This is a genomic window from Rhodococcus sp. LW-XY12, from assembly GCF_019317345.1.
Classification (GTDB): Bacteria; Actinomycetota; Actinomycetes; order Mycobacteriales; family Mycobacteriaceae; genus Rhodococcus; species Rhodococcus pyridinivorans.
This window is the reverse complement of the sequence record NZ_CP079225.1, coordinates 998,913-1,020,856: the sequence shown is the minus strand read 5'-3', so window position 1 is coordinate 1,020,856 and position 21,944 is coordinate 998,913. Positions and strand designations below refer to the sequence as shown.

20 protein-coding genes, 1 tRNA gene and 2 pseudogenes are annotated in these 21,944 nt (G+C 68.5%); 15 read left to right on the top strand and 8 right to left on the bottom strand.

Features of this window, described 5'->3' with window-relative positions:
• Nucleotides 1-17: 17 nt before the first annotated feature.
• Nucleotides 18-503, bottom strand: a complete 486-nt coding sequence (locus tag KXC42_RS04905; RefSeq protein WP_033096739.1) for a dihydrofolate reductase — start codon at nucleotides 501-503, stop codon at nucleotides 18-20.
• Nucleotides 503-1,303 (bottom strand): thymidylate synthase, encoded by an 801-nt coding sequence (locus tag KXC42_RS04900; protein ID WP_039583962.1) that lies wholly within the window; start codon nucleotides 1,301-1,303, stop codon nucleotides 503-505. The genes KXC42_RS04905 and KXC42_RS04900 overlap by 1 nt, the downstream gene beginning before the upstream one ends.
• Before the next feature lie 73 nt (nucleotides 1,304-1,376).
• Here KXC42_RS04900 and KXC42_RS04895 point away from each other — a divergent pair, with 73 nt between their 5' ends.
• The 9 genes and pseudogenes from KXC42_RS04895 to KXC42_RS04855 all read left to right on the top strand — a co-directional run bounded on the left by KXC42_RS04895 (nucleotide 1,377) and on the right by KXC42_RS04855 (nucleotide 9,766).
• Nucleotides 1,377-2,243 carry an Fpg/Nei family DNA glycosylase gene (locus KXC42_RS04895; RefSeq protein ID WP_006551556.1) on the top strand — a complete coding sequence of 289 codons (867 nt, stop codon included), beginning with the start codon at nucleotides 1,377-1,379 and terminating at the stop codon, nucleotides 2,241-2,243.
• 10 nt (nucleotides 2,244-2,253) lie between these two features.
• Complete coding sequence (locus KXC42_RS04890) at nucleotides 2,254-2,910, top strand: tellurite resistance/C4-dicarboxylate transporter family protein (RefSeq protein ID WP_231913152.1); 657 nt, start codon at nucleotides 2,254-2,256, stop codon at nucleotides 2,908-2,910.
• An 83-nt stretch (nucleotides 2,911-2,993) separates the two neighbouring features.
• Nucleotides 2,994-4,283 carry an ISL3 family transposase gene (locus KXC42_RS04885; RefSeq protein WP_083543562.1) on the top strand — a complete coding sequence of 430 codons (1,290 nt, stop codon included), beginning with the start codon at nucleotides 2,994-2,996 and terminating at the stop codon, nucleotides 4,281-4,283.
• A gap of 527 nt (nucleotides 4,284-4,810) precedes the next feature.
• Nucleotides 4,811-5,902, top strand: coding sequence for a hypothetical protein (locus KXC42_RS04880; protein ID WP_006551558.1), 1,092 nt, complete (start codon nucleotides 4,811-4,813; stop codon nucleotides 5,900-5,902).
• Nucleotides 5,862-6,522 (top strand): annotated as a pseudogene (locus KXC42_RS04875) (transposase). The gene KXC42_RS04880 and the pseudogene KXC42_RS04875 overlap by 41 nt, the downstream one beginning before the upstream one ends.
• 10 nt (nucleotides 6,523-6,532) lie before the next feature.
• Nucleotides 6,533-6,976 (top strand): annotated as a pseudogene (locus KXC42_RS04870) (tellurite resistance protein permease); the annotation flags it as partial.
• Nucleotides 6,973-7,467, top strand: coding sequence for a hypothetical protein (locus KXC42_RS04865; RefSeq protein WP_200359550.1), 495 nt, complete (start codon nucleotides 6,973-6,975; stop codon nucleotides 7,465-7,467). The pseudogene KXC42_RS04870 and the gene KXC42_RS04865, both read left to right, overlap by 4 nt.
• Nucleotides 7,464-8,111 carry an alpha/beta family hydrolase gene (locus KXC42_RS04860; RefSeq protein WP_071934469.1) on the top strand — a complete coding sequence of 216 codons (648 nt, stop codon included), beginning with the start codon at nucleotides 7,464-7,466 and terminating at the stop codon, nucleotides 8,109-8,111. The genes KXC42_RS04865 and KXC42_RS04860 overlap by 4 nt, the downstream gene beginning before the upstream one ends.
• The gene (locus KXC42_RS04855; protein WP_219130003.1) at nucleotides 8,108-9,766 is read left to right on the top strand and encodes a GAF domain-containing sensor histidine kinase; all 1,659 of its coding nucleotides are present in this window, start codon (nucleotides 8,108-8,110) and stop codon (nucleotides 9,764-9,766) included. Before KXC42_RS04860 ends, KXC42_RS04855 begins: the two co-directional genes overlap by 4 nt.
• 25 nt (nucleotides 9,767-9,791) lie before the next feature.
• On the opposite strand, the gene KXC42_RS04850 is transcribed toward KXC42_RS04855, so the two are convergent.
• Nucleotides 9,792-10,439, bottom strand: a complete 648-nt coding sequence (locus KXC42_RS04850; RefSeq protein WP_033096942.1) for a response regulator transcription factor — start codon at nucleotides 10,437-10,439, stop codon at nucleotides 9,792-9,794.
• Between the two features lie 184 nt (nucleotides 10,440-10,623).
• On the opposite strand from KXC42_RS04850, the gene KXC42_RS04845 reads away from it, so the two are divergent.
• Together KXC42_RS04845 and KXC42_RS04840 are read left to right on the top strand one after the other, a co-directional pair.
• Entirely contained in the window at nucleotides 10,624-11,547 is a 924-nt protein-coding gene (locus KXC42_RS04845) for a nitroreductase family protein (protein ID WP_039583966.1), read from the top strand.
• A gap of 17 nt (nucleotides 11,548-11,564) precedes the next feature.
• Nucleotides 11,565-11,834, top strand: a complete 270-nt coding sequence (locus KXC42_RS04840; RefSeq protein ID WP_006551566.1) for a hypothetical protein — start codon at nucleotides 11,565-11,567, stop codon at nucleotides 11,832-11,834.
• A 27-nt stretch (nucleotides 11,835-11,861) separates the two neighbouring features.
• On the opposite strand, the gene KXC42_RS04835 is transcribed toward KXC42_RS04840, so the two are convergent.
• From KXC42_RS04835 to KXC42_RS04825, 3 genes are all read right to left on the bottom strand, one after another.
• A complete protein-coding gene (locus KXC42_RS04835; RefSeq protein WP_006551567.1) occupies nucleotides 11,862-12,773 on the bottom strand; it encodes a universal stress protein in 912 nt (303 codons plus the stop codon).
• 25 nt (nucleotides 12,774-12,798) lie between these two features.
• Entirely contained in the window at nucleotides 12,799-13,839 is a 1,041-nt protein-coding gene (locus KXC42_RS04830; RefSeq protein WP_006551568.1) for an LLM class F420-dependent oxidoreductase, read from the bottom strand.
• Between the two features lie 73 nt (nucleotides 13,840-13,912).
• Nucleotides 13,913-14,821, bottom strand: coding sequence for a universal stress protein (locus KXC42_RS04825; RefSeq protein ID WP_006551569.1), 909 nt, complete (start codon nucleotides 14,819-14,821; stop codon nucleotides 13,913-13,915).
• Nucleotides 14,822-14,967: 146 nt separating this feature from the next.
• Between KXC42_RS04825 and KXC42_RS04820 the strand changes: the two genes are divergently transcribed.
• From KXC42_RS04820 to KXC42_RS04810, 3 genes are all read left to right on the top strand, one after another.
• Nucleotides 14,968-15,411 carry an Rrf2 family transcriptional regulator gene (locus KXC42_RS04820; protein WP_006551570.1) on the top strand — a complete coding sequence of 148 codons (444 nt, stop codon included), beginning with the start codon at nucleotides 14,968-14,970 and terminating at the stop codon, nucleotides 15,409-15,411.
• 54 nt (nucleotides 15,412-15,465) lie between these two features.
• Nucleotides 15,466-16,689, top strand: a complete 1,224-nt coding sequence (locus KXC42_RS04815) for a globin domain-containing protein (protein ID WP_019289865.1) — start codon at nucleotides 15,466-15,468, stop codon at nucleotides 16,687-16,689.
• 74 nt (nucleotides 16,690-16,763) lie between these two features.
• Complete coding sequence (locus KXC42_RS04810; RefSeq protein ID WP_219130002.1) at nucleotides 16,764-19,076, top strand: M28 family peptidase; 2,313 nt, start codon at nucleotides 16,764-16,766, stop codon at nucleotides 19,074-19,076.
• A 5-nt stretch (nucleotides 19,077-19,081) separates the two neighbouring features.
• On the opposite strand, the gene KXC42_RS04805 is transcribed toward KXC42_RS04810, so the two are convergent.
• Together KXC42_RS04805 and KXC42_RS04800 are read right to left on the bottom strand one after the other, a co-directional pair.
• Nucleotides 19,082-20,590 carry a glutamate-cysteine ligase family protein gene (locus KXC42_RS04805; protein ID WP_039957993.1) on the bottom strand — a complete coding sequence of 503 codons (1,509 nt, stop codon included), beginning with the start codon at nucleotides 20,588-20,590 and terminating at the stop codon, nucleotides 19,082-19,084.
• 151 nt (nucleotides 20,591-20,741) lie between these two features.
• Nucleotides 20,742-21,563 carry a M23 family metallopeptidase gene (locus KXC42_RS04800; protein ID WP_219130001.1) on the bottom strand — a complete coding sequence of 274 codons (822 nt, stop codon included), beginning with the start codon at nucleotides 21,561-21,563 and terminating at the stop codon, nucleotides 20,742-20,744.
• 236 nt (nucleotides 21,564-21,799) lie between these two features.
• Between KXC42_RS04800 and KXC42_RS04795 the strand changes: the two genes are divergently transcribed.
• Nucleotides 21,800-21,872 (top strand) — tRNA-Arg (locus KXC42_RS04795).
• The last annotated feature ends 72 nt before the right edge of the window (nucleotides 21,873-21,944 follow it).

Sequence of the window (21,944 nt, the reverse complement as noted above, 5' to 3'; positions counted from 1 at the left end):
GATGCCGCCGCGAGAACTCAGCTTCGGGCGTACCGGATCCAGCGGAACCTGATTCCCTTGGTGGACGTCAGCCATTCTCCGGGATCCGCCACCCACTCGGCGCCGATCGGAGGTGCGGTCGCATCTCCTGCGACGTCGAGGTCGACCTCGGTCACGAGCAGCTGCTTCGCGAACGGCATCGCCTGCGCGTAGATCTGGCCCCCACCCATGACGACGACCTCGTCCTCACGGGCGAGTGTCAGTGCGTCCTCGAGGCTCGTCGCGGTCTCGGCGCCCTGGGCCGACCACTCGACGTTGCGGGTGACGACGATGTTCCGGCGTCCCGGTAGCGGCCGGAACCTCGGCGGCAGTGAATCCCAGGTGAGCCGGCCCATGATCACCGGCTTTCCCATCGTCGCGTCCTTGAAGAACGCCATGTCCTCGGGGATGTGCCACGGGATGGTGTTCTCCCGGCCGATCACACCACCACGTGCCTGAGCCCAGACGAGGGTGACATCCCCCATCAGACGGCCACCGGCGCCTTGATCGCCGGGTGGTGCCGGTAGCCGACCACCTCGACGTCCTCGTAGCGGTAGTCGAAGATCGAGTCGCGCGGGTGCAGCTTCAACGTCGGGTAGGGATACGGATCACGGGTGAGCTGCTCCGTGACCTGCTCGATGTGGTTCGAGTAGATGTGGCAGTCGCCGCCGGTCCAGATGAACTCTCCCGGCTCGAGTCCGGTCTGCTGCGCGACCATGTGGGTGAGCAGCGCGTAGCTGGCGATGTTGAACGGCACGCCGAGGAACATGTCGGCGCTGCGCTGGTAGAGCTGGCAGCTGAGCTTGCCGTCGGCCACGTAGAACTGGAAGAAGGCGTGGCACGGCATGAGCGCCATCTTGTCGAGCTCGGCCACGTTCCACGCCGAGACGAGGATGCGCCGCGAATCGGGGTCGGTGCGCAGGGTCTCGATCACCTGGCCGATCTGGTCGATGTGCTGCCCGTCGGGGGTCGGCCACGAGCGCCACTGCACGCCGTAGACCGGGCCCAGATCGCCGTCGGGTGCGGCCCACTCGTCCCAGATCGTCACGCCGTGCTCCTGCAGCCACTTGACGTTGGAGTCGCCGCGCAGGAACCACAGCAACTCGTAGACGATGGACTTCAGGTGCACCTTCTTCGTGGTGATCAGCGGGAAGCCCTCGGACAGATCGAAGCGCATCTGATGGCCGAACAGGCTCCGCGTGCCGGTTCCGGTACGGTCCGCCTTCTCCGCGCCGGTCTCGAGGATCAGGCGCATCAGGTCTTCGTAGGGCGTCGACACAGTCACGAGCGCAGTCTATCGGTGGGTCGAAGGTGTCCGTCGCCACCCGCGAACGGCCCGGCGACCGTAGCCTGTTCCCATGCCCGAGCTCCCCGAGGTGGAAGCACTTGCGGTGTTCCTGCGCGAGCACGCGGTCGGCAGCGTCATCGGACGCATCGACGTCGCGGCGCTGAACGTACTGCAGACGGCCGACCCGCCGATCACGGCGCTGCAGGGACGCGACATCACCGGAGCGGTGCGCTTCGGCAAGTTCCTCGCGATCGACTGCTCGGGGCTGCACCTGATCACGCACCTGTCGCGCGGCGGCTGGTTGCGCTGGCTCGACGAACCGTCGCAGACTCCCCCGAAACTCGGTCGCGGTCCGCTCGCCCTCCGCGTGCACCTGTTCGCCCCCGACGCGACGACACCGGCCTTCGATCTCACCGAGGCCGGCACGAAGAAGCGCCTCGCGGTCTGGATTGTCGACGATCCGCAGCAGGTGCCCGGCATCGCCCGCCTCGGCCCCGACGCGCTCGCCCTCACCCGCGACGAGTTCGCCGAGCTCCTGACCGACAGCACCTCGCGCCTCAAGACGTTGCTGATCGACCAGAAGATTCTCGCGGGCATCGGCAACGCCTACTCCGACGAGATCCTGCACGTCGCGCAGCAGTCACCGTTCGCGACCGCCGGACGGCTGACCGACGACGAGGTGACCGCGCTGTACGGGGCGATGCGGTCGGTGCTGACCGATGCCGTCACGCGCTCGGTCGGGCAGGACGCGGCGCGCCTCAAGGGCGAGAAACGGTCGGGGCTGCGCGTGCACGGCCGCACCGGTGAGCCGTGCCCGGTGTGCGGCGACACCGTCCGCGAGGTCTCCTACACCGACCGTTCGTTCCAGTACTGCCCGACCTGCCAGACCGGAGGGAAGGTCCTCGCCGACCGGCGGATGTCCCGCCTGCTGAAGTAGCGGGCACGCAGTGCAGGCCCCTTCCCGTCTCCGCGAAGAAGTCCGCATCCTCGCGCCGCGTTACTTCGCCTTCGTCATGGCCGGCGGAATCGTGTCCACCGGACTCCACCTCCGCGGTTTCCACCTCGCATCGGCCGTGCTGCTGATCGTGTCCGCGATCGGATACGCGACGCTGGTGGCCCTGTCGGTGTGGCGGTTCTTCGCGTTCCGCGACGAGGTCCGCGCCGATCTCGCCGATTCCGGACGGGCGTTCGGCTTCTTCACCTTCGTCGCGGGCAGCAACGTGCTCGGCGTACGCCTGATGATGGACGGCTGGCATTCCACCGCGGCCGTACTACTCGTGGGCGCGGCGGCGACGTGGCTGGTGCTCGGATATGTCGTCCCGTGGACCGCCGTGCTCGGCACGGCGGAGCGTCCCGTCCTCGCGAAGGCGAACGGAACGTGGTTCATCTGGGTCGTCGCCAGCGAGTCGGTGGCCATCGCCGCGGCCACGCTCCAACCGGTCTACCGCGAACTGGACCGGCTCCTCGCCGCCCTCGCGGTGTTCACCTGGGGCGTCGGGCTGTTCCTGTACGCGGCGGCCGGCGTCTTCGCCGCGGTTCGGATGTTGGAGTACCCGTTGCGACCCACCGACCTGACCGCCCCTTACTGGGCTCTTCGCGCTTGAGCGGGGTGCCCGGTAGTTGATGGGGCTCGTGGCCCCGACATGCTGTTGGTCTCTCACAACGCGACAACAGCGAGACCACGAGCATGAACGAGGGTACGTCAGTGCTGCTCGGGCTGGAGGACGAGTTCACCGTCCCGCAGCTCGAACGAATCGATGCCGACACGGTGCGTGTCGTCATCGAGGTCATCGACCCGGAGGGCGCCTGCCCCGAGTGCGGGGTGCTCACCTCAAGGATCAAGGAGCGGCCACTGGTTCGAGTCAAGGACTTGCCTGCCTCCGGCCAAAGAACCGATCTGTGGTGGCTCAAACGGCGCTTGGTGTGCCGCGAACCGGCCTGTGGGACAGCGACATTCACGCAGCAGTCCCGCGCTGCGCCGGCACGGTCGCGGCTCACGACCCGGCTACGAGAGAAGATCGGTTCGGCGATCGCGTCGGGCAACCGCGCCGTCAGCGAGGTCGCTAGCGAGTACCAGGTGGCGTGGTCGACCGCGCACCGGGCGCTCATCGCACTGGCCAACCAGTGGCTGCCCGAGCCGGAACCCACCCGCGTGCTCAACATCGACGAGACCCGCGCCCGGTCGGTGCGCTGGGTGCTCGAAGAGGCCGGCTGGACACGGTCGAACCCGTGGATGACCTCGTTCGTCAACGCCGACCCCACCCTGCCCGGGCACCTTCTCGGGCTGACCCCGGGACGCTCCGGGGCGTGCGTGATCGACTGGCCCGCGCTGCAGACACCCGCGTTCCGGGCCGGCATCGACCTGGTCGTGATCGACCCGTCCGCGCCGTACGCGGGCGGGATCCGCACCGCCCTGCCGGACGCGCGGATCGCAGTCGACAAGTGGCATCTCGTCGCCCTCGCCAACCTCATGGTCACCCAGGTCCGTCAACGGATCACCCGGCAACTGCACGGCCGCCGCGGCACCGCCACCGACAAAGTCTGGGCCAGCCGGCAACTGCTGCTCACCGGCTACGAGCACCTCACCGTGAAGCAAAAGGCCCGGTTCAACGCCGCCCTCGCCGCCGAGGATCCGACCAACGAGATCGCCGCCGCGCATGCCGTCAAGGAACGCCTGCGCCTGCTGCTGGCCGAACACCAGCCGCACCAGATCCGGCGCAGGCTGTACGACTTCTACGACGCCGCCGCCCGCGCCGACATGGAGGAAACCAGCCGCCTGGCGACCACGATCGACACCTGGTGGCCAGCGGTGCTCGTCGCGCTCACCGAAGACGTGACCAACGCCCGCACCGAGGGCTTCAACCGGATCATCAAGCAAACCAAGCGTGTCGGATGCGGCTTCACCAACATGGACAACTACCGAAGGCGCATCATGGTCCACATCGCCCTCACCCGAGGGCAGAGACCAGCAGCATGAAATCAGCACACGCCCCGCTCAAATGCGGAGAGCCATTTATCTCTGCAGTAAACGCCCGGCCCGTCTTCGGCGCCTCGTGCCACACATGCCTTCCCGCTCGGGTTGCGGCGGGCCATAATTCGCCTTTCACGTGCCCGGCTTGCCGTCTTCGGAGCTGGGCCTTGACACCCCTGCACCGGGTACCCCCGCATCAGTACCGCACCTGCCGCTGGGCAGTCGATGCATCACCTGTCCGAACGGAATCGACCGGCCCCACGCTGATCACTGCTCCCACACCGCCGAAGCACTTCAACCGATCCGTCACTGCAGCATCATCGAGAAGCCGTCCTCGACACCGGCAGGTCCCGGGCCCGCTGGCTGTGATGTCTTCGCGCTGGCGGCGTCGGCGGGGAGAGGATTTCGCAGTGAGCAGCACCGCTCTCTCCGGGATCGAGGCGACCACCGAATCCGGCCCGCGGTGCTGCACGAAACCTTGGGGCTCCATCGAGCCAGTGGCAATCGGCCCGTGGTTGCCTCACCATGGAGCGGTGACTGCTAAGCGTCGCCGATCCACCGCCGATCCTGCCGAACCCCTTTCCGATGCCGAGCTGCTCATCGGCCTGGTGGTCTCACCATCCCTGAGTGCGATGCTCGGCCCCGAGGTCACCACCTCGGTGCGCAAGATTTTGGTGCAGCGGTATCCGGGAGTGCGCTGGCAACTGAAGATGGCCGAAGACCGGCTGGTCGATCCACCCACCGAGACCTTGGACCTGCTGGAGGCGGCCCGAAACCGCGTGCTGGAGGAGAACTGGGATTTGGCCGTGGTGCTCACCGAGATCCCCCTGAAGACCGGCCGACGTCCGGTGCTCACCCAGCTCAGCCCCGTGCACGGGGTAGGACTGGTCTCCGTCCCAACCCTGGGAGCCGTGCACGTGCGGCAGAAGGTGCAAGAGACCACCGTGCACGTGGTCGGGCAGCTCCTGGGCTACGACGCCGAAGACCTCAACGCCCAGCGGGATCTTGCTCGAAGAGCCCACCAGCTGTCCACCGATCTCGACGAACGCCCGGACGACAACGTCGTGCAGTTCACGGCCCGAGTGCTGAGCGGCAACGTGCGGTTGCTGCTGGGCATGATCCGCGCCAACCAGCCTTGGGCCTTCGTGGCCCGGCTCTCCCGGGCGATGGTCGTGGCAGCGGCCACCGGCATGCTGACATTGGTGGCCTCGGACCTATGGGTACTGGCCATGGCCTACGGGCCGGTGCGCCTGGTCCTGCTGGCGGTGATGGCGATCGGGGCGGTGAGTGCCACCCTGATCCTGGGAGCCGACTTGTGGGAGCGCCCACGGCGGCGAGCCCAACGTGAGCAGGTGATCCTGTTCAATTTGGCCACCACCGCGACCGTGGCCATCGGGGTTGTGGTGTTCTACCTCGGCTTATTCATCCTGTCCTGGGTCGGCGCGCTGCTGCTCATCGACGAGCAGGTACTGGCCGGTGTCGCCGGTCACCCAGTGAACGCTTTGGACTACGCGAAGATCAGCTGGCTCACCGCCAGCCTGGCCACCGTGGGCGGAGCACTAGGAGCTGGACTGGAGGACGACGATGTGGTGCGCGCCGCTGCCTACACCCGGTCCAGCACCTGACACAGCCCCAGCACAGAAGAAACTGAAACATCTACGCGTTGATGCCACGTCTATGCAGGTGTCATTGCCGGTCGCGATGACTTGGTGGGCTCAGCGCAGTGCGCTGCCTCGTACTCGGCGGGTGGGGCGTTGCCGAGGCGGGTGTGCGGGCGGGCGCTGTTGTACCTGTCGATCCGGGATCCGCACCGCCCTGCCGGACGCGCGGATCGCAGTCGACAAGTGGCATCTCGTCGCCCTCGCCAACCTCATGGTCACCCAGGTCCGTCAACGGATCACCCGGCAACTGCACGGCCGCCGCGCATGCCGTCAAGGAACGCCTGCGCCTGCTGCTGGCCGAACACCAGCCGCACCAGATCCGGCGCAGGCTGTACGACTTCTACGACGCCGCCGCCCGCGCCGACATGGAGGAAACCAGCCGCCTGGCGACCACGATCGACACCTGGTGGCCAGCGGTGCTCGTCGCGCTCACCGAAGACGTGACCAACGCCCGCACCGAGGGCTTCAACCGGATCATCAAGCAAACCAAGCGTGTCGGATGCGGCTTCACCAACATGGACAACTACCGAAGGCGCATCATGGTCCACATCGCCCTCACCCGAGGGCAGAGACCAGCAGCATGAAATCAGCACACGCCCCGCTCAAATGCGGAGAGCCCCTTACTGGGTGTCGATGGGAGCGTGCTCGATCACCGTCGTGGCGGGTTCACGGATCGTCGAGATGGACGACGCACCGATGGTCGACGCGACCCGCGGACTGATCGCGGGCCTCGCCGTCGTCATCTGGGTCTTCGCGACGTGGCTGCTCCCCCCGCTCGTCGCGGCCGGTTGGTGGCGACACCGCGTCCACCGGGTGCGGCTGGACTACGACTCGTCCCTGTGGTCGATCGTCTTCCCGCTCGGCATGTACGCGATCGCGGGGATGTATCTGGGTCGCGCCGACGATCTGCCACTGGTCGGCGCGATCGGCGCCGCCGAATTGTGGGTCGCGGTGGCGGCCTGGGTCGCGGTGTTCGCCGCGATGCTGCACCGCATGTGGGTACGGCTCATACGGCCGGTCGAGCGCGACCGACGGTGACCGCCCGTGCTCGGGCCCGCCCCATCCCGCCGTACCAGCGGACGGCGAGCACGACAGCCAGGGCCACAGGCCTGGTCGCCGGTGCGGCCGGCGTGGCCGCCATGACCATCGGGGAGAAGATCGAGCAGGCCGTCACCGGGCGACCGAACTCCCACGTGCCGGGCCGCGTACTCGCACGGTTGACGGGCGCCTCGGAATCGGCCGGACAGCACTCGACCGCCCTGAACTGGGCGATGCACTTCGGGCAGGGTATCGCCCTCGGCGTCCTGCGTTCGGTCATGGCCGAGGTGGGCCTGCGGGGGCCGCTCGCATCGTCGAAGTTCACCGTCGTCCGTCTGACCAACGACCAGATCCTCGAGAACGCGACCGGCGTGGGAGCGCCCCCGCAAACGTGGCCCCGTTCCGAGCTGGCGATCGACGTCCTCCACAAGAGCGTCTACGGCTTCGTCACCGGTGCCGTCGCCGACGCGGCGGTTACCGTATCGGTGTGAATGTCGAACCGCTGGACACCGGCACCGTGGCCGGTCACCTGCATCTTCCCGAGGGCAGTCCGCGGGGTGCCGTCGCGTTGACGCACGGCGCCGGCGGCAACTGCGACGCCCGGATCCTGCAGCTGATGTGCTCCCGGTTCGCCGATGCCGGCTTCCTCGCCCTGCGCTACGACCTGCCGTTTCGCCGTCGCAAGCCCAAGGGACCCCCGCAGCCGTCCCGCGCCGCGGAGGACCGCGAGGGTGTGTCCGCCGCGGCCGCGGAGCTGCGCGACCGCGTGTCCGGGCCCCTGCTGCTCGGCGGCGTCTCCTACGGCGGCCGGCAGACGTCGATGCTCGCGGCCGACGAACCCGGCATCGCCGACGCCCTCGTCCTGCTGTCCTATCCCCTCCATCCCCCGGGCAAGCCGGAGAAGCTGCGCACCGAGCACCTGCCGAAGATCTCGGTGCCCACGGTGTTCGTCCACGGCGACCGCGACCCCTTCGGTACCTTCGACGAACTGCGGGAGGCACTCGATCTCCTGCCCGCGGCCACGACCCTCGTCGAGGTCACCGGGGCCGCACACGACCTGAGCCGCGCGAAGACGGATCCTTCGGAATCCGCCGTGTCCGCGGCGCTGCACCTGCTGGAAGAGAAGAAGTCATGATCGAGCCCACCGACGTCGCCATCGACACGCTGCTCGCCGAGCTCCGCGACCGGCTCGACGATTCCGTCGACGCCCCGACGACCCTGCGCGGACTGCTCGAAGCGGTGCTCGTCGTGGGATCGGGTCTCGAACTCGACTCCATGCTCCAGCGCATCGTCACCGCGGCGACCGCTCTCCTCGACGCCCGCTACGGCGCGCTCGGCGTGCGCGCCGCCGACGGTGGTCTGTCGGAGTTCGTGTACGTCGGGATCAATCCGACGCAGCGCGAGGTGATGGGCCATCTGCCCGAGGGCCGGGGCATCCTCGGTCTGCTCATCAACGATCCCCGGCCGGTCCGTCTCGGCGACCTGTCGAAGCATTCCGCCTCCATCGGTTTCCCGCCCAACCATCCGCCCATGAAGAGCTTCCTCGGAACTCCGATCATGGTGCGCGGCAAGGTTTTCGGCAGCATCTATCTCACCGAGAAGCTGGGGGCACCCGAGTTCACCGAAGAGGACGAGGTGATCCTCAAGGTGCTCGCGATGTCCGCCGGTGTGGCCGTCGAGAACGCGCGCCTGTTCGAGGGCTCCCTCGACCGCGAGAGATGGCTCACCGCAATGGCATCCATCAACTCCCGGCTGTTGATGGGCGGGTCGGTGGACGAGACGCTGTCGATGCTCACCGGCCAGGTCCGCGAACTCGCCCGGTGTGCGGGTGCCTATGTGGTGCTCGTCGACGGCCACCACGGCCGCCTGCAGGCCGCGTCCCCCGCGGCGCCGTGCGGGAAGGACAAGCGTTTCGATCTCACCGGATCGCCTGTGCTGAAAGCGCTCAAGAGCAGGCAGCCGATGCACCTCGATACCCTCGAGGGACTGCCACCGATGGAGCAGGGCGACGAAGGACACGCGGTGGTGCTGCCGCTGTCGGCGACGTCGACGGTCACGGGTGTGCTCGTCGCGACCCGCGAGGCCGGTACCGAACCGTGGGACGACGAGGACGTGGCCCGCTTCGAATCCATGGCGAACCTCGCGGCCGTGGCCCTCGAATTCGCCGAACAGCAACGCAAGAAGCGGTTGCTCGACGTGCTGGCCGATCGCGATCGCATCGCACAGGACCTGCACGACAACGTCATCCAGCGCCTGTTCGCCACGGGTATGAGCTTGCAGAGCGCGACCGCGGACGGTGCGGGTACCGAACGCGTCGTGGAGGTGATCCGCCACGCGATCGAACAGCTCGACCGGACGGTGCGCGAGATCCGCACGACCATCTTCGATCTGCACACCACCGGCGCGGCGGCGTCGAACAGTCTGCGCCGGAGACTGCTGGACGTGGTGGGCGACCTGAGCATCCACTCCTCGGTGGCGCCCAACGTGCAGTTCGTCGGACCCATCGACACGCTGGTGCCGATGCGCATCCACCCGCATGCCGAGGCTGTGCTCCGCGAGGGGCTGAGCAACGCGCTGCGCCATTCCCAGTCCGACAACATCTCGGTGTCGGTCTCGGTTCAGGACGATTTCCGGATCGAGATCCTCGACGACGGCACGGGTCTGCCCGACATGCCTCGCCGCAGCGGGCTGGCGAACCTCGAGCGGCGCGCCGTGCAGTGCGGCGGGTCGTGCGAGATCGGTCCGGCCCACCCGCGCGGCACCCGGGTGCTGTGGGCGGTCCCGCTCTGACGGAACGGGTCCCGCCCGCGTCGGACTAGGATGTCGGCTTGCCGCGCTCGTTGCGCAGCTCGGTGGCGAGCACCGCGGCCTGCGTGCGGCGCTGCATGCCGAGCTTCGCCAGCAGCCGCGAGACGTAGTTCTTCACGGTCTTCTCCGCGAGGAACAGCCGCTCGGCGATCTCGCGGTTGGTCAGGCCTTCACCGATGAGTTCGAAGACGGCGCGTTCCTGCTCCGACAGCTCGGCCAGTGGATCGGCCGTGCGCGATGCCCGGATCCGCTCCATGAGGGCGGCGGTGGCACGGCTGTCCAGCAACGAGCCGCCCTCGCCGACGGTGCGGATCGCCGAGACGAGGTCGGTGCCGAGGATCTGCTTGAGCACGAACCCCGAGGCACCCGCCATGATCGCGTCGAAGAGTGCCTCGTCGTCGGCGTAGGAGGTGAGCATCAGGGCGCGCAGACCCGGCATGCGGGTACGCAGCTCGCGGCACAGTTCGACACCGTTGCCGTCGGGAAGCCGCACGTCGAGCACCGCGACGTCGGCGCCGCTCTCGGGCACGCGGGCCAGGGCCTCGCCCACCGAGGCGGCCTCACCGACGACGGTGAAGTCGGGCACGCTGCTCAGCAGATCCACCAGGCCGCGCCGCACGATCTCGTGATCGTCGACGAGGAACACGCGGGTCATCTCGGGCACCTTTCGTTGACATGCTGTCCCGTCATTGTCCCAGGTGTACCGCGATACCCACGTCCTTGGGGCCGTTCGACACCCATCTGGGGACCTTCTCCCCCTGCCCCGCGGGCGCCGCTCGGGAGACGCTGGAAGGGCAGAGGTGGACATGTAGGGCGAACGAGCCGACGCGGAGGATGTCGTGACTGTCGATGCCGGAACCTGGTCGCTCGGTGACACCGAGATCATTGCGCGTGCGGTGGTGGAGGCACCCTCGGTACACGACACGCAACCGTGGAATCTGCGACTGCCCGATCACAGCGCCGAACTGGAGGAACGCCTCGAGTTCGCCGAGCCGGGACCGGACCCGCTGCGCGTCGACCGGTTGATCTCGTGTGGCACGGCCCTCGCGAATCTCGAGCTCGCGATCCGGGTCCTCGGCAACCGATCGCGCACCTCGGTGCTGCCCGATCCGCAACGTCCGGAGCTCATCGCCCGGATCGAGACGCTCGGCTCGGGTACCCCGAGTAGCCGCGACCTGCGGTTGTACGCCGCCATCTCGCATCGGCGCAGCCATCGCGAATCGTTCACCGACATCCCGGTGCCGACGGCGACGCTCGCCGACGTCGTCGCCGCGGCCGGGGAGATACCCGACGTCGACGTGCGTCTGCTCGCCGCCGACGAGGCCGTCGCCCTGGCGCAGGTGCTCGCCTATGCGGCGGAGGCCCGCCGGCGTCACCCGCACTACCAGCGGGAGATGTTCTCGTGGACCTCCCACTGGCAGCCGCGCGGCAACGCCGAGGTGGTCACCACCTGGAGCGCGACCCTCGACGAACACGGCGCGGCCGGCGAGGCCATGGTCACGTCGGGGATCCCCGACGTCGATGCGCTGGCGGCGGCGATCGCGCGCGAATCGGTGCTGCTGTTCTCCGCCCCGTCCACCTCGCCGGCGGATCTGGTCCGGGTGGGCGCGGCGGTGGAGCGGTGCTGGCTCGCGGCCATCGATGCGCGATTGTCGGCGTCGGTCGTGACGCATCCGCTGCGGGTCGAGGACGCCGGTTCGCGCCTGGCAGAGATGCTCGACCTGCCGGTCGTGCCGCTGGTGATCCTGCGCGTGGGTTTCTGACGAGAAGAGAGATCGAGGTGACGATGAGCGCACCGACCGAGGATCCGATCGACGATCCGACCCGCGAGTTGTTCCGCACGGCCCTGGACATGGCACAGGCCGCCAAGGCCGGCAACGTCTCCGGGTGGCTGTCCGCCCGTTACGAGTGCGGGCGCGTCGAGGACGTCGCGTTCGTACTCTCGCAGATGCTCGGGGTGCTCATCGAGAACGGCGCGATCAGCCGCGGCGTGCATCCGGCCGACGCGTGGAGGGAACTGCGCGAGCGGGGCGTCGACGACTTCGGGTGACGCCCCGCATCGCTCCCTCGTCCGGGATCAGTCCTCGGTCTGCTTCGACCGGACGACGAGGACCGGGCAGTCCGCGGTCTGGATCAGCGCATTGCTCGTGGAGCCGAGCAGCAACCCCTTGAAGCCGCCGCGTCCGCGGGTTCCGACCACGAGAAGCTGTGCGGCCTCGGCGTATTCGCTGAGCACTCGCACCGGCCGGTCGCGGGCGACGACACGTTCGACGGTGACGTCCGGGTACCGCTCCTGGTATCCGGCGAGACGTTCGGCGAGCACGATCTCCTCACCGGTCTGGATCCGGCTCCAGTGCGGGTCCTCCGGGACGGCGCCGAGCGAGGGCTGGACGCTCACGTCGCTCCACACGTTCACCGCGACGAGCGTCGCGCCGCGTGCGGATGCCTCCTCGAACGCGACCTCCACCGCGTCGCGGCACGAGACCGAGCCGTCGACACCGACGACGACGGGCCCCTTTGTCGGCGGCGCACCGTCAAAGGTGCGGCCCCGCACCACGACGACGGGCGCCATCGCGTGCGAGACGACCGCCGTGGAGACCGAACCGGCGAGCAGGCCCTTCACCTCGCCGAGGCCGCGCGAGCCGACGACGAGCCGGTCGGCGTGCTCGGCCTGTGCGATGAGCGTGGGAACGACCTTGCCTTCGAGCTGTTCGGTGGTGATCTCGACGTTCCCGTGACGGTTCTCGTCGATGATCTGCCGGGCGAGCACGGCCGCGTTGTCGAGCCGGTCGCGGGCCGTCGCCTTCATCTCCTCGTGGAAGCTCTGCGCGAGGTAGGGCTCGGAGTAATAGAAGGCGGGGATGTGCACGACGGTGACGATGCGCAACGGCAGGCCGCGGATCGCAGCCGTCCGTGCCGCCCAGTGCACCGCGGTCGTGGACGCGTCGGATCCGTCGACGGCCACGACGATCGGCTTGTTCTCGGTCATCGCACGAGGAACCTTTCTCGGTGGGTCAGCCGCAGATCTGCCGCAGCTGTTCGATCAGTCGCACACGACCTGCGGTGTCGGCCGCGAAGGGGGTGACGTTGAGGGTGGTGACCCCGGCCTCCGCGAAGGCAGCGACTCGCTCCCGCACGAAGCCCTCCGAACCGATCAGGGAGATCGAGCGGAGCAGTTCGACGGGCACCGCCGCGGCCGCCTCCTCCTTCTTGCCGGCCAGGTAGAGCTCCTGGATGGTCTCGGCTTCCTTCGCGTAGCCGTAGCGGATCGCGAGGTCGTTGTAGAAGTTCTTGCCCTTGGCGCCCATGCCGCCGACGTACAGCGCGACCATGGGCCGGACCCAGTCGAGCATGTGGTCGACGTCGTCGCCGATGGCGAGCGGGGTCTGCGCGTAGATCTGCAGGTCGCCGAGTGCGGGATCGCGCTTGGCCTTGCCCTTCGCGATCGATTCGCCCCACACGTCGGCGGCCTTCTCCGGGTAATAGAACAGCGGCTGCCAGCCCTCGGCGATCTCGGCGGTCATCTCGACGTTCTTCGGGCCGAGCGACGCGATGATGATCGGGATACGTTCGCGCACAGGCTTGTTGATGATCTTCAGCGGCTTGCCGAGTCCGGTGCCGCGGTCTTCGGGCAGCGGGATCTGGTAGTACTTGCCCTGGTGGTCCACCTTCTCGCGGCGCCACACCTGCCGGCAGATGTCGACGATCTCGCGGGTGCGACCCAGCGGCGCGTTGTAGGGAACGCCGTGGAAACCTTCGATGACCTGAGGGCCCGACGCGCCGACACCGAGCACGAATCGGCCGTCGGAGACGAAGTCCAGACCGGCCGCCGTCATGGCGGTGAGCGTCGGTGTCCGGGTGAACAACTGGAGGATGCCGGAGGCGAGTTCGACCCGGGAGGTCTTCGCCGCCAGATAGCCGAGCTGACTCACCGCATCGAACGAATAGGCCTCGGGTACGAACACGATGTCGAGGCCGGCCTTCTCCAGGTCGGCCACCTCCGCCGCGGTCTCCGCGAAACCTCCGCTGTAGTTCAGTCCCATCCCGATGCGCATGCGCCACCTTCGTCCCTGCTGCACACCCCCGTTCGGGGGCGCGATCGTCCATGTGCCCCGCACACTACCGCCGTCAGGAGGTGACCGGTCGCACCACCATCACCGGGCAGCGCGCCTCGCGCATGAGCGCGTTTCCGGTAGAACCGAGCACCATCCCCTTGAAGCCTCCCCTGCCGCGAGTCCCTACCACGACGAGCTGGGCTTTCTCGCTCCAGGACTGCAGATGGGCGCGTGGGCCGTCGACGTAGACCTTCCGGTGGACCGTCACGTCCGGATAGCGCTCGCCGTAGCCCGCGAGGCACTCGGACAGCAGGGAGTGCTCGTACTCCTCGAACGCGCGGGGATCGAAGTCGAGGGGCGACTCGTCGATCTCCCCGACTTTCAGGTCGCTCCAGACGTGGACGGCGACGAGGTCGACCCTGCGCCAGGATGCCTCCTCGAACGCCAGATCGACCGCTTGGCGGCTCGCGGGGCTGCCGTCCACGCCGACGACGACGGGTCGCTCGTCGGGGACGGGCCCTTCCGGTCCTCGCACCACGACGACCGGGCATTCGGCATGACCGGCGACGGAGACCGGGGTGGAACCGAGGAAGGCCTCCCCCATCTTGGTGCTGCCGGTGGCCCCGAGGACGATCATGCGCGACGTGCGGGACAGTTCGACGAGCCACTTGGCGCTTCCGGTGAGGGCGAGCTCGGCGGTGATCTCGAGGTCCGGCGCCACCGCCTCGGCGGTCTCTGCAGCCTCCTTCAGGAGTGCCTGAGCCTCGGCCTCGCTCCATTCGAAGACCTGCGAGGGGCGGAAGAAGGGAAGTTTCGTCCAACCCGAGGGTGCGAAGTCCACCGCGTGGACGAGATGCAGTGGGATCTTCCGGCCGGCCGCGGTGGCGGCAGCCCACCTCACCGCCCGCTCGGAGGCCGGGGAACCGTCGGCACCGACGGTTACGTGGTTGTGGTCGCGGGGTGCTTCACCGAGAGGTTTCACGTCCGTGAGGCTAGTCGGATCCGGTACGTCCGGATACGGACTTTGGTCATCACATCGGGATTCCTTCGGTGGCAATGCATTCCATCGACAGCGATGTGCGTCACATAAAATTGTCATCGCGAATGCGAATTTACTAGCGTAGGGCCATGCAACTCACCCGGTTCACCGATCTCGGACTGAGAGTTGTGATGCATCTCGTCGCCGGCCCGGCGGGGAGTATGCCCGGTACCAGAACGATTGCAAACCAGCTCGATCTGTCGTACGCACATACGACGAAGGTCGTCGCCCGACTCGGCGAGCTCGGGGTGGTGGCCACCCGCCGCGGACGCGGCGGAGGCCTGACCGTCACCGAACTCGGCCGCACGGCGAGCCTCGGATGGCTCACCCGAGCCCTCGAAGGTGAAGAAGAAGTCGTCGAGTGCGAAGGAGCGAAGCCGTGCCCCCTGCGTCACGGCTGCACCCTGCGCTCGAAGCTGCGTACCGCACAGGACGCCTTCTACGCCGCTCTCGACGACGTCACGATCGCCGACCTGGCGACCCCTGACGCCGGTCCGGTCCTGCTCACCCTCGAACCACCCACCGGCCGCTGACCCACGGCGAGGCTGCCGGTGCAGCCCGTCACGACACACACGAGGAGACACACCATGCCGCTCTCACCCGAATCCAAGGACGTCATCGCCGCGACCCTCCCGGCGGTGGGAGCCGCCATCGGCGACATCACCCCGTTGTTCTATAGCAAGATGTTCGCCGCCCATCCCGAGCTCGAACGCGATCTGTTCAACCGCGGCAACCAGAAGCAGGGTGAGCAGCAGAAGGCACTCGCCGGATCGATCGCGGCCTTCGCGACGCTCCAGCTCGATCCCGATCCCGCCCGTGTCGAGGCGATCCTGTCCCGCATCGCCCACAAGCACGCCTCGCTCGGCATCAAGCCCGACGAGTACTGGATCGTCCACAAGCACCTCTTCGAGGCGATCGTCGAAATCCTCGGAGAGGCAGTGACTCCGGAAGTCGCGAAGGCGTGGGACGAGCTGTACTGGCTGATGGCCAATACCCTCATCTCGATGGAGGCCGATCTGTACCGGGCCGCAGGTGTCGAGGCCGGCGACGTCTGGCGCACCGTCCGCGTCGCCGACCGCGTCCACCAGTCCGCCGACACCGTCTCGTTCGTGCTCACCTCGCTCGACGGTTCCCCGCTGCCCACCTTCCGTCCGGGCCAGTACCTCTCGGTCGGCGTCCGCCTCCCCGACGGCGCCCGCCAGATCCGTCAGTACAGCCTGTCGAGCGCACCCGCGAAGGGCGACTGGCGTATCACCGTCAAGCGGGTCCTGGAGACCACCGCACCCGACGGCACCGTGCTTCCCGCCGGTGAGGTGTCGAACTTCCTGTACAACAACGTCTTCGAGGGCGACGAGCTGGAAGTCACCACTCCCTTCGGCGATCTCGTACTCACCGAGGACGACACCCCGATCCTGTTGGCGTCCGCCGGCATCGGATGCACCCCGATGATCGGCATGCTCGATCACCTCGCCGGCGTCGGCGACGAGCGTCCCGTCGCGGTCCTGCACGCCGACCGGTCGGTCGCGAGCCACGCCCACCGCCGCGAGCTCGAGACCCTTGCCGAGAAGATCCCGTCGGCCCAGCTGTACCGCTGGTACGAGGACCTCGGCAACCGCCGGCCGCTCGAGACGGTCCGCGTCGGACGTGCCGACATCTCCGATCTGCCGCTCGATCCGAAGACCCAGGCCTACCTGTGCGGCCCGCTGCCGTTCATGCTCTCGCTGCGCGAGGCCCTGATCGAGCGCAACGTCCCGGCCGAGAACATCCACTACGAGGTGTTCGGGCCCGACAGCTGGGCGCCTGCCTCCTGATCCGACCCGATCCGATCGCGGTGCCCCGGCCGAGTCTGCCGGGGCACCGCTGCATTCGCGGCTAGGCTGCACCCATGGACTCCGCCGCGGCTGTTCGCCACCCGGCCCGGTCCCCGCGCAGCCGATTCACGGCACTGGGTAGCCGTGTCCTCGCACTGATCGGAGTCCTCCTCGTGGCGGGCCTCGTCGCCCTGTTCCCCGGGTCCGACGAGCCGCTCGGAACCGACGCCCCCGCCGACGTCTTCAGCGCCGCCCGCGCCGGCGAACACATCGACGCGATCGCCACCGGCCCACGGCCGCTCGGATCGACCGCCCACGCCGATGCCCGCGACCATCTCGTCGCCGTCCTCGAGGAACTCGGGTGGTCCACCCGCGTCGACTCCGGCGTCGGATGGATGGCGCGGTCCGGTGAGGCCACCCAGCGCGGCGCCCGCGTGCAGAACATCGTGGCGACCCGGGACGGTACCGACCCCACCGGCACCGTCGTGCTCGCCGCGCACTACGACACGGTTCGGGGCTCCCCCGGCGCGGGCGACGACGGGATCGGCGTCGGCACGGTCCTCGAGGTCGCGCGTGCCATCGATTCCGGTCCTCCCCCACGGAACGACGTCGTCGTCCTGCTCACCGACGGTGAGGAGAACGGTCTGCTCGGCGCCCACCGGTTCGTGGGCACGGAGTCGGTGCGGGCCGGTCCCGTCGTCGTGCTCAACCACGAGGCGCGCGGAAACGCCGGTACTCCGACGACCTTCCGGATCACCTCACCGAACGGCGTCCTGATCGACAGCCTTGCGGGAGCGCCGGGAGCGAACGCCGACTCCCTCACCGAGCTGATCTTCGAGGCACTGCCGAACAACACCGATTTCCGACGCTTCGCCGAACACGGCCACCACGCCCTCGACACCGCGATCTCCGCGGGCTCGGCGTACTACCACAGCCCTCTCGACACCCCCGACCGTCTCAGCCGGACGTCGCTGCAACACATGGGCGACACCTCCCTCACGACCGCCCGCACGCTCGCCGGATCCGATCTCACGACCGTCGGCGACGGCGGCGACCAGGTCGTGACGACCGCGCCCTGGGGACTTCTCCACATTCCGCGCTGGGCCGAGATCGTCGGGGCGATCACGCTGGCCGGAATCGTGGGGGCGATCGTCGTACTGCAGGTGCGCCGCGGCGAGACGTCTGCCTGGCAGGTCGGCGCGGCCGTGGCCGTGGCCCTGCTCGCCGCCGTGCTCGCGGCGGGCGCAGCGTGGCTGCCGTGGTGGATCGTGCAGACCGTCGATCCGGGCATGGCCGCGCCGGTCGCCGACGAGCCCTACCGGCCGGGTGTCTTCCAGTTCGCGGCGGTCGTCGCGGCCCTCGGCGTCCTGCTGGTCGCGCGATCGTGGTGGGGTCGCGGCCGTCCGGCCGCCGCGCTCACGTGCGGAGCGTTCACGCTCGTCGCGCTGCTCGCGCTCGCCGGCATCCCCTTCGCCGGTGTGCCTCTGACAATGCTCGTACTCATCCTGCCGGCGGCGCTGGGTCTGCTGGTGGCGCTGCTCCTTCCGCAACGCGACACGGTGTGGCCGCTCGTCGCGATCACGCTGGGCGCGCTCGGGTCGCTGATCTTCGGCCTGCCCGCCGTGTTGGTGTCGTTCGACGCCGGACTCCTCTACGGGGCACCGGTGGCCGGTCTGTTCGTCGCATTCACGTTCGCCGCGGTACTCCCGCTGTGCGAGCCGTTCGCGTCGACCACCCGCGGGCTCGTCGTCTCCGCGACCGGCACGATCGCGATCGTCGTGGTGGGCACGCTGCTCGCCGGCTACCTCAACCGGGACGGGGCGACCGATCCCCGGCAGGAATACCTTTGGTACTCGCTCGACGCCGATCGGGGTGCCGCGGTGTGGGGATCGCCGGACGGCCCGAGATCCGACTGGAGCGAAGGGCTGCTCACCACCGGTCCCGAATCGCTCCCCACCGCCTTCCCGTGGCGGGAGTACCGGCCGATGTACCACGGGCCCGCTCCGGTCGCCGACCTCGAGGCGCCCGAGGTCGAGATCCTCGAGGACACGACCGGCGGAAGCGCCCGGAAGATACGACTGCGGTTGAGCTCACCGAGGAACGCCCAGGCTGTCGGGTTGTGGATCGACAACACCACCGCCCACGTCCACGGCGCGACGGTGGACGGCTTCCGCGCCGAGCCGTCCGACGACTTCGGTTTCCTGTTCTGGGCTCCCGGCGCCGACGGGATCGAGGTCGAGCTGACGTTGAGCATGCTCGAGAGCCGCCTAGGCGTCCGCGTCGCCGATCTCGGTGACGATCTCGGCGAAGTAGCCGGCTTCGAGCCACCCGCGGATCGCGTCGTCGTCCAGCCGACGGTGGCCGTGACGCGGACCCTACAACTGTAGGGCCGTCACTCCCACTCGTGAGCGGGAGTACCCGAGGCCATGTTCTGCACGTAGTCCTTCATCATCCCGAGCAGGGCGGTGCGACGGTTCTCGCCGGCAGCCTCGCGTCGGGCCACCTGCCGTCGTTGCCACGCTGCCCCGGTCTGCCGGGTCAGTGCACGCCCCTCGACGATGCCGAGATAGCGGTCGCGGACCGCCGCCGACAGTCCGTATGCCTCGAGGCCCTGGTGCGCAAGCGGCAACAGGCACCGCAGCACGAGTTCGTCGGCGCCGACCCATCCGGTGCGCGGCCAGTACAGCTTCGCGTCGAGACCGAACTTCGCACCGAGCACGAGGTTCCGCTCGGCGGCGTCGAAGCTGAGGTCGCGCCAGAGCGGCTCGTCGGCGTCGGTGAGGGCGCGCAGCGTCCCGTAGTAGAAGGCGGCGTTGGCCATGGTGTCGAGGACGGTCGGTCCTGCAGGGAGCACACGGTTCTCGACGCGCAGGTGCGGATGGCCGTCGCTGATGTCGTAGACGGGCCGGTTCCACCGGTAGATGGTGCCATTGTGCATCTGCAGTTCGCGCAGTTCGGGAATCCGGCCGGCGTCGAGTTCGGCCATCGGATCGACGTCCGAGACCTCCGGAAGGAGAGCCGTGAAGTAGTGGGAGTTCTCCTCGAACAGGTCGAGGACGGAATCGATCCACCGCTCACCGAACCACACGCGGGGACGGACGCCCTGGTTCCGCAGTTCGAGCGGACGCGTGTCAGTGGCCTGCGCGAACAACGGGATCCGGCTCTCGTGCCACAGCGCCTTGCCGGCGAGGAAGGGCGAGTTCGCCGCGAGCGCGACCTGCGCTCCGGCCAGGCACTGGGCGGCGTTCCAGTGCGTCGCGAAATCTTCGGGGGCGATCCGCAGGTGCAGCTGCAGGGACGTGCAGGCCGCCTCGGGAACCACCGAATTCATGTCTGCGCGAAGGGTTTCCACGACATCGCTGCCGGGCAACGGCACACCGTCGAGATCGAGTTCGATGTCCTCGCCGCGCGCCGCGAAGATCTGCTCGTTGAGCGCTTCGTAGCGGGGATTGGCGGTGATCCGGCCCCGTTCGAGGTCGTCGAGTTCGAGCGTGGGCAGCATGCCGATCATGACCAGCTGCGCGTCGTGCAGGTGCATCCGCTCGTCGGCGCGCCGCAGCGACGACCGCAGCGACTCTTCGAGTTCGAAGGGTTCGTCGCCGGTGAGACGTCGCGGCTCGACGTTCATCTCGACGTTGAACTGGCCGAGTTCGGTCTGGAAGACCGCGTGATCGTCGATCGCCTGGAGCACCTCGAGGTTCGACATCGCGGGCGACATGTCGTCGCGGACGAGGTTGAACTCGATCTCCATGCCGAGATGCGGTTCGGGTGACGAGTGCACGTCGACGAAGACGTCCTCTCGAAGCATCCGCTCGAGCGCCTTCATGCAGTCGCGAACCTTGCTCCGGAACATCCGCCGGTCTTCCCCGGTGAACGAACGTGCGGATATCTCAGCTCCCAATGGAACCCCCGGGTCGGCGCGCGGTCTGTCGAGCCAAGCCTAGCGCGCGCTCATGCTGGCGGTGGGATCGACGGCGCGCCGTCGGGTGGGATCGAACACTGCGGTGGGATCGACGGCGCGCCGTCGGGTGGGATCGAACACTGCGGTGGGATCAGACGGCGCGGTAGCCGCCCCAGTCGGTGACGACGCCGCGATCGCTCAGCCACGCGTTGGGGTTGATCTTGGTTCCTTCGGTGTCCCAGACCTCGAAGTGCAGGTGCGGTCCGGTGGACCAGCCCTCGTTGCCGACTGTGGCGATCTGCTGGCCGGCGTTGACACGCTGACCGGCCGAGACCTGGTAGGTGCTCACGTGACCGTAGACGGCGGTGGTGCCGTCGTCGTTGAGGACGCGGACCCACTGGCCGAAGCCGGAAGCCGGTCCGGCGTCGAGGACCGTGCCGTTGGCCGCGGACTTGATGGGCGTTCCGATCGGGGCTGCGATGTCGATGCCGCCGTGGTGGGCGCCCCAGCGCGGACCCCAGTCGGAGGTGAGGGTGCCGGAGACGGGCTGGACGGCGGAGGGAGAAGCCGGGTTGAGCTGGTCGAGCCAGCTGGGACCCGAGAACTGATCGAGGAAGCCGGTGACCTCGGCCGGAAGCTCGGGTGCGCCCTGCTCGGCCGGGGTGGTGATGCCGGGGATGGCCGGGATCTCGACACCCTCGGGCAGCAGGCCCGCGGGGAGCTCGAAGGGCAGGCTGGGCGCGGGGGCCTCGGCCTGGACGTGGTCGTGGCCGGGATGCGCGGCAGCGGTGCCGGCGCCGATCTGCGAGCCGACGGCGAAGAAGGCACCCGTGGCAGCGGCGACGGTGGCGGCCTTGACCGGCGCGGACGTACCGGTGGGTTCTACGCGGTGACGGCCCTTGCCGGAGGACGGCACGCGAATCGCCTCGAGGTCGAATGCTTCGTCTTCGCGTGTGCGCTGATGGCGTCCCACAGTGTGTCCCTTGTTTCGTCCCGACTTCGACCGGGTATCCCCCCGGCCGCTCCTGGCGACCCAAGGTAACAAAACGGTATAGGGAAAGGCCAGTGTTACCCTTCCTTGATCTCAATCGGCGGGAACATGCAGGTCGTACGCCCGGCCTCGAGAGCCTCGAGAACGGGCGCTTGGTTACGGCACGCGCCCGGCGGCTACACTCACAACGCGCCAAGGTCGGCTTCGCCCGGCCGGACGCCTCCGTAGCTCAGGGGATAGAGCACCGCTCTCCTAAAGCGGGTGTCGCAGGTTCGAATCCTGCCGGGGGCACACATCGGGTCCGCCGGCTCCGCGAGCACTCCCGGACCCCACCCCCGGAACGTCACGGGCACCGTCCCGTCC

Coding starts and splice junctions, on each gene's coding strand:
- KXC42_RS04820 (WP_006551570.1), top strand. CDS start 14,968: ATGCAACTCACCCGGTTCACCGATCTCGGACTGAGAGTTGTGATGCAT.
- KXC42_RS04830 (WP_006551568.1), bottom strand. CDS start 13,839: ATGCGCATCGGGATGGGACTGAACTACAGCGGAGGTTTCGCGGAGACC.
- KXC42_RS04905 (WP_033096739.1), bottom strand. CDS start 503: ATGGGGGATGTCACCCTCGTCTGGGCTCAGGCACGTGGTGGTGTGATC.
- KXC42_RS04835 (WP_006551567.1), bottom strand. CDS start 12,773: ATGACCGAGAACAAGCCGATCGTCGTGGCCGTCGACGGATCCGACGCG.
- KXC42_RS04850 (WP_033096942.1), bottom strand. CDS start 10,439: ATGACCCGCGTGTTCCTCGTCGACGATCACGAGATCGTGCGGCGCGGC.
- KXC42_RS04815 (WP_019289865.1), top strand. CDS start 15,466: ATGCCGCTCTCACCCGAATCCAAGGACGTCATCGCCGCGACCCTCCCG.
- KXC42_RS04810 (WP_219130002.1), top strand. CDS start 16,764: ATGGACTCCGCCGCGGCTGTTCGCCACCCGGCCCGGTCCCCGCGCAGC.
- KXC42_RS04855 (WP_219130003.1), top strand. CDS start 8,108: ATGATCGAGCCCACCGACGTCGCCATCGACACGCTGCTCGCCGAGCTC.
- KXC42_RS04895 (WP_006551556.1), top strand. CDS start 1,377: ATGCCCGAGCTCCCCGAGGTGGAAGCACTTGCGGTGTTCCTGCGCGAG.
- KXC42_RS04885 (WP_083543562.1), top strand. CDS start 2,994: ATGAACGAGGGTACGTCAGTGCTGCTCGGGCTGGAGGACGAGTTCACC.